This is a genomic window from Streptomyces coffeae (assembly GCF_016741875.1).
Lineage (GTDB): Bacteria > Actinomycetota > Actinomycetes > Streptomycetales > Streptomycetaceae > Streptomyces > Streptomyces coffeae.
Map to the genome: position 1 here is coordinate 213,207 of NZ_JAERRF010000004.1, position 13,330 is coordinate 226,536.

Here is a 13,330-nt window from a genome sequence, read left to right on the forward strand (position 1 = left end):
AGGACGGAACGGTCCAGGAGGGCCATTCCGCGGAGCATGCGAAATGACGTCGGAACCGGGCGGGCCGAGACGTGCCGGCGGTGCTGGACAGGCCGCCAACGACACTGTCGAGGACCGTACCCAAGACACTGCCCGCGACACCGCCCGCGCGGAGGACCCCGGGCTGAAACGGTTCGCGGCCCTGTGGAGCCGCGCAGTCCACCCGGTCGCGGCGACGACCATGACCTTCGAGGAGTTCGAGGGCCATCTGCTGCCGCTGGCCCGCGAGTTGGCCACCGCGCTGCACACCCATCCCTTCGACACCACGGCGGCCTACGAGGTCGGGGCCGCCCTGGTGGACGCCCAGTGCACCGAACCCGAGGCACTGCCCGCCGTCCTGGGCACCGTCGACACCCACCTGGTGGATCACTGCCCGCCGGACCCGGCGAGCGGTGAGCACCATGAGCGGGGCCTGCTCGACCAGGCCGAGGCGCGCGCCCGCTGCGCCCGGTTGCAGCATGCGCTGGCCGCCGGGTTCGTCCGCGAGCTGCGCGCCCGCGAGCGCGACGCCCAGCGGGCCATCTCCCGGGCCGCGCTGGCCGCCCGCACCGAGGCCGAGAAGGCGCTGCACGCCAGCGAGGCCAAGTTCCGCGCGGTGTTCGAGGGCGCCGTCATCGGCGTCGGCATCGCCGCGCTCGACGGCGAGATCCTCGTTGTCAACGACCCCATGGCCGCCATGTTCGGCGGCCGCGACGTCTTCCGGCCCGGCCGCAACGTCAGCGAGTTCGTCCACCCGAAGGACACCCCGCCGGGCTCCCATGAGCTCTACCGCCAGCTGGTGAACGGCGAGCGCGACCACTTCCGCATCGAGAAGCCGCACCACCGCCACGACGGCAGCGTGCTGTGGACCAATCTGACGGTCACCCTGCTCCGCGACTCCACCGGCGCCCCGCAGTACCAGCTCACCCTGGCCGAGGACATCACCGAGCACCGCGAACTCCAGGAGCGGCTGCGCTACGAGGCCACCCACGACGAGCTGACCGGACTGCCCAACCGCGCCCAGTTCCTGGAACGTCTCGACCAGGTGCTCGCCGCCGGCGCGGACGCCGAGCGGTTCGGCGTCTGCTATCTGGACCTCGACGGCTTCAAGGCCGTCAACGACAGCCTCGGCCACTCCGCCGGGGACCGGATGCTCATGGCCGTCGCCGAGCGGCTGCACGCCTGTCTCGCCTCCCCCGACGAACTCATCGCCCGCGTCGGCGGCGACGAGTTCATGGCCCTGGTCACCGGCCCCTCGGCGCAGACCGACGGCACCGAGCTGGCCCGCCGGATGCTCGCCGCGCTCGCCGAGCCCGTCCGCGTCGAGGGCCGCGAACTCCAGGTGCGGGTCAGCATCGGCGTCGTCGACGGACGGGCCGGTGAGATCGGCCGGGCCGAGGTGCTGCGCAGCGCCGACATCACCATGTACCGGGCCAAGGCCGCGGGCGGCAACCGCTACGAACTCGCCGACGCCGACTCCAACGCCCGGGTGATCGCCCGCCACAGCCTCACCAACGGGCTTCCCGCCGCCCTGGAGAAGGGCGAGTTCTTCATCGAGTACCAGCCCCTGGTGCGGCTCGCCGACGGCACCGTACGCGGCGCCGAGGCGCTCGTCCGCTGGCTGCACCCGGTGCACGGAGTGCTCGGCCCCGACCAGTTCATCCCGCTGGCCGAGGACACCGGACTGATCGTGCCGCTCGGCCGCTGGGTGCTGGAGCAGGCCGCCCGGCAGGCCCGGAAGTGGCGGGACGGGGCCGAGGACAACAGCGAGCCGCTGCGCGTCAACGTCAACCTCTCGCCCTGCCAGCTCAGCCACGCCACCCTGGTCTCCGACACCGTGGCGGTGCTGGAGAACGCCGGGCTCTGCCCCAGCACCCTGTGCCTGGAGGTCACCGAGAACGACCTCATCGGCGCCGACGAGGACGCCCTGCGGCCGCTGCGCCAACTCGCCGACCTGGGCGTGGACATCGCCCTGGACGACTTCGGCACCGGCTACTCCAACCTCTCCTACCTGCGGCGGCTGCCGGTCAGCCAGCTCAAACTGGACCGCTCCTTCACTCGCGGTATGCAGCGCGCCCCGGCCGACCCCGTCGACGTCAAGATCGTCGAGGGGATCGTCTCGCTCGCCCATACCCTCGATCTCGCGGTGACCGTGGAGGGCGTGGAGACCGCGGTGCAGGCCGACCATCTGCGGATGCTGGGCTGCGACACCGCGCAGGGCTGGTACTACGCCCGCCCCGGCCCGCCGGAGCGGCTGCACACCCTGGCGCTGGCCGACGCCAGCTGAGACACCGTCCGCGCCGGGCGGGCCCCTCGGACCGTCCCGGCGTGTGGTCCGGAAGCCGGTGCGCTATTCCCGGGTGTCCAGGAGCCGTGAGCGGATCAGGAAGCGCACGCCCTCCGGCGCCTCCAGGGAGAAACCGCTGCCCCGCCCCGGCACCACATCCACCGTCAGATGGGTGTGCCGCCACCGCTCGAACTGCGACGCCGACATCCAGAAGCCCACCGGCAGCTCGACCCCGTCCACCGCCAGCTCCCCGAGCAGCACATCGGACGCACCGGTACGGAACTCACCCAGCGGATAGCACATCGGCGCACTGCCGTCGCAGCAGCCGCCCGACTGGTGGAACATCAGCGGCCCGTGGGCCGCGCTCAGCCGGCGGATCAGTTCGGCGGCGGCCGGGGTCAGCGCGATCCGCGACACCTCGGACATCCTGCGACTCCTCTCCTGGCCGTGATCCCACGCTACCGAGCCAGCCAACCCGCTCCCACGTTGCGAGATGGTTGCACGGGCGCGTGCCCGGGCGCGCGGTGCGCACGGAAGGCGCCTGATGCCCGGCAATCCGGCTATCCGGCTGCTCGGCCACCCGGCCACCCGGCTGCCCGGTCATCCGGCTGCCCGGTCATCCGGACAGCAACTGCCGCAGATGTCTTCGGTCGGTGGCACCGATCTTCTGGTAGATCCGGTACAGGGTGTTGCTCACGGTCCGCGGTGAGATGACCAGTTGGCCCGCGATCTCCTTGTCCGTCAGCCCCTGCGCGGCCAGCCGCGCCACCGTGCGCTCGCGCGCCGACAGCGGCACACTCTCCCCGAGGAAGTCCAGGGGCGGGGTCACCACGTCGTCGCAGCGCTTGAGCAGCGTACGGGCCTGCGCCGTCGCCGCGGTCGCGGCCCGGTCGCGGCCCGCCCGGCGGTGCAGCCGCGCGAGTTCGGCGTAGCCCTCGGCCGCGTACAGATGGGCCCCGGTCTCGGCCAGCGCCCTGGCCGCCTGCCCCAGGAGCTTGGCGTCCCCGTCGGCCACCGCGCGCGCGTAGAGCAGCCGGGCGCGCAGCATCTGCCCCTGGACGGGGTGTTCGCGGTGCACCGCGGGGTGCTGCTCCAGGCCCAGGCGCGCGCACTCGTGCAGCACCGCCACCACATCCGCGTAGCCGCGGTGGGACAGCGCGTCCTCGACGGCGTCGTGCAGCACCCGGGTGGCGCCCTTGACGTCCCCGGCGCGGTGGGCCCGGCGCGCGCGGGCGAGCCGCAGAGCGCCGCGGCAGTGGCCGCCGAACAGCCCGTCGAGCGTGCCGTCTTCGCCGTCATGGCCATCGGCCGCGTCGACGTCGGCGGCGGGACCGGCCCCGGACGGCAGACAGCTCATGGCCAGCGCGGAGTAGACGCGGGACATGGCCTCCCAGGGCTGCCAGCCGACCTGGTAGGCGGGGGTGAAGGTGAGGTACGCCAGGGCCTGGCGCGGCCGGCCGCGCTCGTACATCACCGCGCCCAGGGAGAGTCCGCGCTGAGCGTCGACCCGTGTCGCGTACTCGCGGGTGGCGGCGTGGTACTCGCGGGTCAACAGGATCTCCGCCTCCTCGAGCCTCCCGGTGAACAGCAGTGCCACCGCGTGCAGTTCCTCCAGGGAGTCCTGGATCAGCGGCCAGGCGAGTGAGGAGGGCAACTCGGTGTCCTCCCGAAGCCGCCGGTAGTGCTCCAGGGCCTCCGACGGCCGTCCCTGGTAGCACAGGGTCGCCATGGCGAAGAGACCGGACTCCAGCCGGTGCGAGGGCAGTGGGGCGCGCAGCAGTGGCGCACAGTGCTCCAGCGCCTCGCCGAAGTGCCCCCTGAAGAAGCACACCATGCCGCTGACCAGCGCCGCGTCGGCCGCGGGCAGCCCGTGTGCCATCTCCTCGGCCTCGCGCGGACGGCCCTGGAAGACGAAGGCGCGCGCCCGGACGGGATCCAGCACCGCGCCGTACTGCGGGTGTTCGGCGCACACCGCCGTGACGAAGGCGTGGAGTTCCCCGAACTCGGCACGGGCCAGAAGCGTACGCGCCTTCGTCTCGGCCGCCTCCGCCGTGCGGTAATGGTTCCAGGCAGCGGCGGCCAGCCGGGCCGCGGTCGGCAGCTCATGGGCCCTCAGGGCGTCCTGCGCCGCCTCCAGCAGCGCGTCCTGGCCGGGGACGCCCCCCGTGTCGAGATGCCACTCGGCCAGCAGGATCCGCTCGGCCGGGGGCCGGACCTCGGGGCCGGGGAGCGCCCCGCTCCAGGTCCGCAGATAGTGCTTGCGGCGCAGCGGCGCCACTCCCTGGCGCAGCACCTGCCCCAGATACGGATGGGCGATACGGACCGTCGCCTCGCTGGACCCATCGGTTCCGCGGCGCGGGTCGGGGGCCCGGATCAGCCCCTGGTCCTCCAGGTCCAGCAGGGTGGGCAGCCCGACGAGGTCCTCCAGGACGTCCAGCCGGGCGGGCTCGGCCAGCGCGATCAGCTCCAGGGCGCGCCGGGACTCGGTACCGAGCGGCCGGAGCCGCCGGTCGGCCAGGTCGCGCAGCGCGTCGGAGGTGGGCAGCGCGTCGTCGAGGTGCCACCAGCCCCCGTCCTGACGCAGTACGCCCTGGGCGAGCGCGGCGCGTACCAGCTCACGCAGCAGCAGGGGGTTGCCCGCCGACATCCGCGCCAGCCGGGCGACACCGGTCTGGGCCAGCCGGTCGTCCAGCAGGGCACCGGCAAGCCGTCGGGAGGCCGGGACGTCCAGCGGTGGCAGATCCACCCGGGCGAGGTGCTGGTCCTTCCACAGCGCGTGCAGATGCGGCGGGGCCTCGTCGGGGTTGACGCCCAGGAGCATCTTGTCGCCGCGCCGCCGGAGCAGGAGCAGTAGCGGTTCGATCGCCTCGGGCGGCAGCAGATGGGCGTCGTCGATCCACAGCAGCCGTGGCCGCCGGGCCCCGGCGCACAGCAGCCGCCGGACCGTGGGCAGGGCGTCGCCGGGCGCGAGGTGGTCGATGCCGGTGACGACGCCAGTGGCGGGACCAGTGGCGGCACCGGGATGCGGCGGCAGGAGCGCGGTGGTGAGTTCCTCTCCGAGACGGGTCTTGCCGATCCCGGCGGGTCCGGTCAGCAGCACTCCGCCGGGCCCGTGGCGGCGGCCCAGCACGGTGAGGCCCGCGGTCAGCTCGCGTTCCCTGCCCACGAGGGGAGTCTCGCTGGTCAGACCGACCGTGTGGAGCGCGTCCGCCTCGTCGCGGGACGAGGGCGGCGGCCCTCCGGAGTACGGAGGCGGCGGGGACGGTGCCGCGGGCACTGCGGTAGCCATCGAGATGTCCTTCAGCGTTCGGAACGGGCAGCGGTCCGCCGTACGCAGCCGTCGGCATGCGGCACCGCCAGCTTGAGCCCGGGGCCCGTCGTCCGAATCCGTGACATCACTGGTCGTCCCGGTACATCCCCGGGCCGTCCTCGCTCCGTCCCCGAGGACCGGCTCGGCGTGGTGGGCCGAGCCGGTCCTTCCTCACAGAGGATCCCCCGGCCGCGGGGCCCGGACATGAGCAAGTCGTACCCAACGGGCGGCCGAACCGCTGCTACACGACCCGCTCCCGGGTGGCGGGGAGTAGCGAATACTCCCGGAAACGCGCGTCGCCGGAGTCACGATTTCCTCCGCACTGCGGATCCGCAGTGCGGAAATGACTGGTGAGGAGATTCCATGACCGCCCCCAGCGAAATACCGGACAAGGACGCCAGGCGCCGCCGCATGATGATTGGAATCGCGAGCGTCGCGGTGGCGGCGATCGCCATTCCGGTCGGGGTGTACGCACTCGACTCCGACGACAACGACCGTCGCGACCGGTCCGGCAGCTCCGGCAAGGAATCCGGCTGGATCGAGGAGTCCTTCTTCGCCCGGGTGCCCAAGGACGGTGTGTTTGAGACGCACCGGGGAAATCTGCCGCTGGCGGTGTTCCCCTCAGGGATCGCGAAATTCACCGAACCCAAGCTGCGGAAGGCATTCGCCCTGGGCGGAAAGATCCGCGACAAGAACGGCAAGGTCGTCGGTTTCTCCACCGAGATCGAGGAGGTGCTGCCGAAGACCGACTTCGCGTCCGGAAAGATGCTCACCCACACCGTGTGGACGCTGTTCTTCCCGGGCCGCGGCTCCCTCGTCCTCGATCAGATCGAGAACTCGACCAAGGTTGCCACCAAGGTCTTCAAGCCCGCCTTCGCCGGCAAGAAGCCCTGGGTGGGCAAGCTGAACGCCACCACCACGGCGGGCCCCCGCAAGGACGGCCGCGGGGTCATCCTCGGCGGCACCGGAGAGTTCGCGGGCATCCGCGGCAGCGGTGTCGAGATCGCCGATCTCAGGCGCTTCGACCCGGCGACGGGGGGTCTGGAGGGCGTCTTCGAGCTGCGCTTCCGCTACCAGCTGCCCCGGCGGTGACGCGTCCGGGGCCGCCACGGCCGACGGCGGTCGGCGGGCGTACGTGGCGCGGACGATGCCGACTCACGCCCGCAAAGGCGCCTGACCAGGACATGCTTCCGGGTCAGGCGCCATGGTGCGATGGTCGGCCGGTGTCCAGCCACTGCGGCACGTGCGACCGGCAGATCAGGGCCGGGGCGCCAGCTTCACCCCCGTACACCCTCGTTGCCGTGCCTCGTGGTCCGCGAACGCCTTCACCGCGGACGCCGCGAACCGGGACGAGAAATGCCGGACCGGGTAGGTGTCGGTGTCGCTGTCATAGAGGCGGTACAGCACGAACAGGGCGCGTTCCGTGGACTGGGGGCACTCCGCGGTGGCCCAGGCGTAATCCTTGTCGTCATGTGTCGGCCCCCCACCCGTCTCGAGGGAAGCACCGTCCTCGCTCGCGTTGAATGCCTTGGCCGCGGCGCCGTAGAAGGCGTACAGGCCGTATCCGGGCTTCTTGGACGGTGTGAGGAGGTAGCAGTTCGTCTGCGGAGCCAGCGCGTCGGCGGGATACTCAATGACCTCGGGTGTCCCGTTCTCCGCTGCCTCTTCACGAAGCCCCCGAAGCGGTGCGCAGGATCCCCGTGCCTGCTTCAGTGGCTTGCCCGTACCGGGGCGGCCGGCAGAGAGGCCAGGCACATGCGTGAGCTTCTTGCCCCCGCTCGCCTTGCACCCGTGCTTCGTGGCTGCCTTGAGGGCGGTCTCCGCGGTCACCCGGGCCAGCCCCGTGAGGACGGTGTCGTCTTGCGAAATTCCGTCCGGCGTCTTGAAGACCTCCCCGGAAGCGACGAGGGCCTTGTTCCTCTGGTTCTGGCAGTCGACTGCGACGATGACCGTCGAGCCCAGGTAACCGTACTTTCTGATCACGCCCGGCCAGCCGCTGCCGACCGGTGCCGCCTGCGCTCTGGCTCCGTTGTGGATGTCGTACGAAGAGTAGGAGAGGCGGGCGGACTTCTCGCTGCTGCTCCATTGCAGGGTGATCCGCAGCTTGCCGTCCGCGCCCTTGTCGGCCCTCTCCACAAAGCACTTGGCCAGGGATTCTTCTCCGTCGTCAAGCGATTTGGCCCTCAGGTTCGAGGAGTTCAGGGCCGTGCTGAGCCCGCCCTGCGCCAGGGTGCCGCCGCAGGCCTGGTCGAGTGAGCGGTTGTTCCGCCAGGAGTCGTACACCCCGGTGTAGTACACCACCGGGGTCAGGATGCACAGAAGGAGGGCGAGTGCCCCCGCATACCAGCCTGGGTGAATTCGTCGAAGCCTTGATAGGAACTGCACTGTGCTCATTCTGTTGAAGGAAACTCCGCGCTGCGTCAGCGATCGGACCGAAAGGTGTCGAGCGCGCGGTTACGGCCGAAGTCGTATGCCTCCTGGCTGTCGTGCAGGAAGAACTTCGTGTAGTCGCTGTCGATGTCATGGCCTCGGCTGTTCCCCCATGCTCTGACCATGTGCTCCACGTCGTTCAGGCCGGCATCGTAGGTCTCGGCGTTCTTATTGGTGGCGGTGACGTTCGCCTCGGCCACATGATCCTTATTGGATTCGTACACCCATACGTCAATAACCTTCGAGGTGAGATCTCCGGCGCCGGCGAGAGAGTCGGGTTTGAACATCAGCGCCGTGTTGAGGGACGTGCTCAGCCCTTGGTTGAAGTCGGCGGCCCACTGCGTCTTGTTGAACCGTTCGTCGAAGATGATGTCCGACCGTACGCCGTCGTAGGCGCCTATGGCGCGTGAGGACTCCCTGATGCGATCAGTGATCGTCTTGTCTCCGGCGTCCCTCGGAATGGCTGCCAGTACGTCATGTGAGTGCTGCTGTTCCGCCCCGTAGAGGTGACCGAAAGCCTCCGGGTCGTCGGCGACGCCTCGCATGATGGCGGCGATGCGTTGGTACCCCACCGCCATATGCGCCCCGTCCTCGTCCTTCCACACAGAACCCGGACTCTTCCAGTCGATGTCGTAACTCGAATCCGACTTGGCGTAGATTTCGTGGGTGTCGGGCGTGTATGACGTGAGAGCGTGGGCCAACGGCTTGATCAGGTTCTTGGGCAGTGCCTCAGCATGGCCGTCCGAGTACAGGGTGTTGACGGTGTGCTGCATGATCCGGGCCTCGGACAGGGTGTGCTGCCCGACCTGATGGTACGTCCCCGGCTTCTCCCCGGTCGTGGCGGCTTCCAGCGCCGCGCCGAAGCCCTTGCGGACGTCACCGTCCTCCGCCATGACCGGTGGGCCGGTCGTGGTGCCACCGGGCGGGGTGGCGTAGTGGTCGATGGCGGTCTCCCAGTCCCGATTGTGCAGCAGGTACTTCAGATTGTCGGTCTTCGCCGGGTCCAGATACTCGGTGCTGGTCGCGGGGTCGCGGGACATGACGCCGAGGACACTGTCGAGCGGATCGTTCGCGAACCAGCCCCGGTCCTTTCCGCTGTAGCCGTCCCGAAGCGCCCAGATGGATTCGTAGTGCCCCTTGGGCGGTACGTAGGTCTCTTCTGCGTGTCGGATGTCGTCCGCTGTGTCCTTGAGGAACTGCCCTGAATAGCCGTGCCCACGCTGTATCAGGGTGGCCAGGCTCTGATAGCCGCGGATCTTCTCGTCCGGAATCTTACTCAGGCCATCCATGTTGTATTTCTCGATCCCTGCCTTCCGCATTTCCGAGCGGAAGTGCTTGTAGAACTCGGACTTCGGGTCCCGCGTCGCGGTCGCCAGTGAATCGGCGAGTCCCGTCTGAATCTCCAGGTACTGCTTGCCGTGCTTCTTGTCGTCGAAGTAGGCAAACTCATCGATCTTGTTGGCGAGCTCCAGTGTCTTACGAGCGCCGAGTCCGTCCAACAGGGTCCGACTGAACGCGACGTCGCCGGAGTTGTCGCGCATCAAGCGCCGAAATTCTTTCAGGTCGTCGGGCTTCTCGCCGTCGAGGACCTGCTTCGCGTATTGCCTGGCCTCGGCGGCTTCGTACCGCTCGATGTCGCCGACCGCGTGACCATTGAAGTTGTGAGACTGCCCCAGGGCGCGGTCGAAAATGTCCTCGAAGAAACCCTTGATGCCTGCCGCCTCATGGAGCGCAAGCTTGACACCTTGGTCCGCGTCATCGACGGCCTGGACGGCATCCTTGATCTTCTTCGTCCAACTGGCTTCCGCCTTCTTCGCCTTCGCCACATAGTCGGGGTAGTTCTCGTCGTGCCGCATCGGCGTCAGCTTGCTGTAATCGTAAACAGCTTCGCCCTTGCTGTTGACGGAAAGCTTGGCCTTGCGCGCCTGCGCGGCTGCCTCCTTCACATCAGCGATCCGTGTTGAGAACTGATGGTGGGCATCCCGGAGAATCGAAGCTATGGCACGAGCTTCAACCTGCGCGTCGGCGAGTTGCTTACGTGTGGCCGAGAACTGGGAAGAAGCCGCCCCGGCGGCGACACCGACCCAAACGCCGTCGTTCGCGACGGACTCCACCTGCGTCTTGTAGAGCGTTTCCAGTTCCTTGAAGCCGTCGGCCATGTCATCCCAACTGGTGGCCGCCTTTGTTAGGAACCCGATCTTGATGGTGGTTACATCCTGGTAAGTGAGCACGCTTTCCCCCGGTTCTTCAGGCGTCGCGCCGTTGGTCCTGTGCTTGGGCGATCCTGTTCCCGGTGGTGAAGTCGACGTACTGGAAGTCCGATTTGGTCTTCGCAAGCGCCGCCTGGTCCGCCTCAAGGCGTGCCTTCAGCTGCTTGACCTGTAACTCCCATTCCTTGTGCGCATCCTTGAGGCCCGCACCTGTGTCCCAGTCCTTGAACTCCCGTACAGCCGCGCTCGATGTCTCGTCTGCGTGGTTGCCGGCCGTGGTGGCTCCGGGGCGGATTCGCTCACGTAATGCCTTGACGGCCGCCTTCTTGCCCGGGGCGTTCGTCCTCAGGTCGGGAGCGTCACCGGAGCGGCCACCGCCAGGGTCGGCAGCGCTGTTCAGTCGCATATCGGTCCGCTGGTTCTGCAACGCCTCGGCTTTCAGTTGCTCCCACTCGTCCCATGTCATCTCAAGCTCTCCCCGTTCCGTTTCGTCTCTCTGTACCGTCAGGTTCGCTCTCCGCCCGAGCGGTACGGCTGTGATTCCCCCGTTGCGATCTGTCACTCCTCGTTTGCAAGCATCGCATGAGCACGACAGCTCTTCGTCGGTGGGCGGCGGTTCAAGCCGTGTGAGCATGAACAGCGTTCAGCAGGGTAGGAGTGTGCGTTCGACCTGGGATTTCGCTGCGGGTGCCTTCGTCATATGCCGGGCTCGAGCGGCGTGCTGAGGTGTGCCCGAGGTGCTCGTGTTGACGTTGCTCTGATGCCATCGCAAAGGGTAAAGACGCTCCTTTCCCTGTGCCCTGACAGCTGAGTGGTCGCAGTGAAGACCGCAGAGCTCACGCCCTGGCAGGCCGCCCGCATATCCCGCTCCTACCGGGTTACCCGGGGGAGCCCGTCCGGGTAGAGCGCAGAGTGCGGCCCGGTGTGATCGGCTGGCTCTCCGCCTGCCAGAAAGGGCCATGGCGATGACGACACCTGGCGATCTGCCTGCACCTGAGCAGGGGCTCCTGCTGACTCATTTCCTGACCGTGCGCGACGTCGCGAGATCGAGGCGCTTCTACGCCGACATCTTCGGCGGCGAGGTCGTGCTGGAGGAGAACCCGGCCATCGTGAAGGTGGCCAACAGCTGGATCATCATGAACCCCGGGGGCGGGCCCACACCGGACAAGCCTGGTGTGACCCTTGTGCCGCCGGAGAACGGCGACACCGTGTCCGCTTTCCTGAACGTCCGTGTCGCCGACATCGGCGCCTTCTATGCCGACGCGGTGGCCAGAGGAGCGGAGTTCCTCACGGAGCCACTCGACCGGAAGGCCGAACTGCGCTGCTATCTGCGCGACCCCGATGGATATCTCATCGAGGTCGGCCAGGCCACGGGCATGCTCCGAGGGGTGTACGCCGACCCGCCCGCCGGATAGGCGCCGCACACCGGCGGATACCCGCGTACGTGCATGCCGAAAAGGGCGCCTGACCTGGGCATCAGCCCAGGTCAGGCGCCCTTTGCTGCGGCTAGAAGAAGCCCAGCTTCTTCGGCGAGTACGACACCAGCAGGTTCTTGGTCTGCTGGTAGTGGTCCAGCATCATCTTGTGGGTCTCGCGGCCGATTCCGGACTGCTTGTAGCCGCCGAAGGCGGCGTGGGCCGGGTAGGCGTGGTAGCAGTTCGTCCAGACGCGGCCCGCCTGGATGGCGCGTCCGGCGCGGTAGGCCGTGGAGCCGTCGCGGGTCCAGACGCCCGCGCCCAGGCCGTAGAGCGTGTCGTTGGCGATCTCGATCGCGTCGCTGAAGTCGGCGAACGTGGCGACCGCCACCACCGGGCCGAAGATCTCCTCCTGGAAGACCCGCATGTGGTTGGCGCCCTCGAAGATCGTGGGCCGGACGTAGTAGCCGCCCTCCAGCTCACCGCCGAGCTCCGCGCGGGTGCCGCCGGTGAGGATGCGGGCGCCCTCCTGCTTGCCGATGTCCAGGTACGAAAGGATCTTCTCGAGCTGGTCGTTGGACGCCTGGGCACCGATCATGGTCTCGGTGTCGAGGGGGTGCCCCTGCACGATCTTCTCGGTGCGGGCCACGGCCGCGTCCATGAAGTCCTGGTAGTGGCCGCTCTGGACCAGCGCCCGGGACGGACAGGTGCACACCTCGCCCTGGTTGAGGGCGAACATGGTGAACCCCTCCAGCGCCTTGTCCCGGAAGTCGTCGTCGGCCGCCCAGACGTCGTCGAAGAAGATGTTCGGGCTCTTGCCGCCCAGTTCCAGCGTGACCGGCTTCAGGTTCTCGCTCGCGTACTGCATGATCAGGCGGCCGGTGGTGGTCTCACCGGTGAAGGCCACCTTCGCCACCCGCGGGCTGGATGCCAGCGGCTTCCCGGCCTCCACACCGAAGCCGTTGACGATGTTGACCACACCCGGCGGCAGCAGATCGGCGATCAGGCTCATCCACACATGGATCGAGGCGGGCGTCTGCTCGGCGGGCTTGAGAACCACCGCGTTGCCCGCGGCCAGCGCCGGGGCCAGCTTCCAGGCGGCCATCAGGATGGGGAAGTTCCAGGGGATGATCTGTGCGACCACTCCCAGCGGTTCGTGGAAGTGGTACGCCACCGTGTCGTCGTCGATCTCGGAGAGACTGCCCTCCTGGGCTCGGATCGCCCCCGCGAAATAGCGGAAGTGGTCGATGGCCAGCGGGATGTCGGCGGCCAGCGTCTCGCGCACCGGCTTTCCGTTCTCCCAGCTCTCGGCGACCGCCAGCTCCTCGAGGTGCTGTTCCATCCGGTCGGCGATCTTCAGCAGGACGGAGGACCGGTCCCCGGGCGCGGTACGGCCCCAGGCGGGCGCGGCGGCGTGCGCGGCGTCCAGGGCGCGTTCCACGTCCTCGGCGGTGCCCCGGGCGATCTCGGTGAACGTCTTCCCGTTCACCGGGCTCGGGTTCTCGAAGTACTGCCCCTGGGCGGGCGGTACGTACTCCCCGCCGATCCAGTGGTCATAGCGCGGCTGGTAGCTGACGACCGAACCCTCGGAGCCCGGGGTTGCGTAGCGCGTCATGGGGCGGCCCTCCCGTGGTGGTTCCTCTTCTCGGCCGCTCACCCC

General features: G+C 68.8%; 9 protein-coding genes. 3 read left to right on the forward strand and 6 right to left on the reverse strand.

The features are described 5' to 3' along the window. Positions 1-43: 43 nt before the first annotated feature. Positions 44-2,305 carry a putative bifunctional diguanylate cyclase/phosphodiesterase gene (locus JK363_RS08065; RefSeq protein WP_201873235.1) on the forward strand — a complete coding sequence of 754 codons (2,262 nt, stop codon included), beginning with the start codon at positions 44-46 and terminating at the stop codon, positions 2,303-2,305. Between the two features lie 63 nt (positions 2,306-2,368). Here JK363_RS08065 and JK363_RS08070 read toward each other — a convergent pair whose 3' ends face one another. Continuing rightward, positions 2,369-2,731 carry a DUF779 domain-containing protein gene (locus JK363_RS08070; RefSeq protein WP_201873237.1) on the reverse strand — a complete coding sequence of 121 codons (363 nt, stop codon included), beginning with the start codon at positions 2,729-2,731 and terminating at the stop codon, positions 2,369-2,371. Positions 2,732-2,921: 190 nt separating this feature from the next. Further along, on the reverse strand, positions 2,922-5,594 hold the full coding sequence (locus JK363_RS08075) for a helix-turn-helix transcriptional regulator (RefSeq protein ID WP_201873239.1): 2,673 nt from the start codon (positions 5,592-5,594) through the stop codon (positions 2,922-2,924). 384 nt (positions 5,595-5,978) lie between these two features. Between JK363_RS08075 and JK363_RS08080 the strand changes: the two genes are divergently transcribed. Continuing rightward, entirely contained in the window at positions 5,979-6,707 is a 729-nt protein-coding gene (locus JK363_RS08080) for a hypothetical protein (RefSeq protein WP_201873241.1), read from the forward strand. Positions 6,708-6,872: 165 nt separating this feature from the next. On the opposite strand, the gene JK363_RS08085 is transcribed toward JK363_RS08080, so the two are convergent. The 3 genes from JK363_RS08085 to JK363_RS08095 all read right to left on the reverse strand — a co-directional run bounded on the left by JK363_RS08085 (position 6,873) and on the right by JK363_RS08095 (position 10,721). Then, positions 6,873-7,916: a hypothetical protein gene (locus tag JK363_RS08085; protein ID WP_201873243.1), complete on the reverse strand. Its 1,044-nt coding sequence runs from the start codon at positions 7,914-7,916 to the stop codon at positions 6,873-6,875. A gap of 119 nt (positions 7,917-8,035) precedes the next feature. Then, complete coding sequence (locus tag JK363_RS08090; protein ID WP_201873246.1) at positions 8,036-10,276, reverse strand: hypothetical protein; 2,241 nt, start codon at positions 10,274-10,276, stop codon at positions 8,036-8,038. A gap of 16 nt (positions 10,277-10,292) precedes the next feature. Further along, the gene (locus tag JK363_RS08095) at positions 10,293-10,721 is read right to left on the reverse strand and encodes a hypothetical protein (protein WP_201873248.1); all 429 of its coding nucleotides are present in this window, start codon (positions 10,719-10,721) and stop codon (positions 10,293-10,295) included. Between the two features lie 499 nt (positions 10,722-11,220). Here JK363_RS08095 and JK363_RS08100 point away from each other — a divergent pair, with 499 nt between their 5' ends. Beyond that, positions 11,221-11,670 carry a VOC family protein gene (locus tag JK363_RS08100; RefSeq protein ID WP_201873251.1) on the forward strand — a complete coding sequence of 150 codons (450 nt, stop codon included), beginning with the start codon at positions 11,221-11,223 and terminating at the stop codon, positions 11,668-11,670. Between the two features lie 91 nt (positions 11,671-11,761). Here the strand turns inward: JK363_RS08100 and adh are convergent, their stop codons facing one another. Continuing rightward, the gene (adh, locus tag JK363_RS08105) at positions 11,762-13,285 is read right to left on the reverse strand and encodes an aldehyde dehydrogenase (RefSeq protein WP_201873254.1); all 1,524 of its coding nucleotides are present in this window, start codon (positions 13,283-13,285) and stop codon (positions 11,762-11,764) included. Positions 13,286-13,330: the final 45 nt, after the last annotated feature.

Coding starts and splice junctions, on each gene's coding strand:
- JK363_RS08065 (WP_201873235.1), top strand. CDS start 44: ATGACGTCGGAACCGGGCGGGCCGAGACGTGCCGGCGGTGCTGGACAG.
- JK363_RS08070 (WP_201873237.1), bottom strand. CDS start 2,731: ATGTCCGAGGTGTCGCGGATCGCGCTGACCCCGGCCGCCGCCGAACTG.
- JK363_RS08075 (WP_201873239.1), bottom strand. CDS start 5,594: ATGGCTACCGCAGTGCCCGCGGCACCGTCCCCGCCGCCTCCGTACTCC.
- JK363_RS08080 (WP_201873241.1), top strand. CDS start 5,979: ATGACCGCCCCCAGCGAAATACCGGACAAGGACGCCAGGCGCCGCCGC.
- JK363_RS08095 (WP_201873248.1), bottom strand. CDS start 10,721: ATGACATGGGACGAGTGGGAGCAACTGAAAGCCGAGGCGTTGCAGAAC.
- JK363_RS08100 (WP_201873251.1), top strand. CDS start 11,221: ATGACGACACCTGGCGATCTGCCTGCACCTGAGCAGGGGCTCCTGCTG.
- adh (WP_201873254.1), bottom strand. CDS start 13,285: ATGACGCGCTACGCAACCCCGGGCTCCGAGGGTTCGGTCGTCAGCTAC.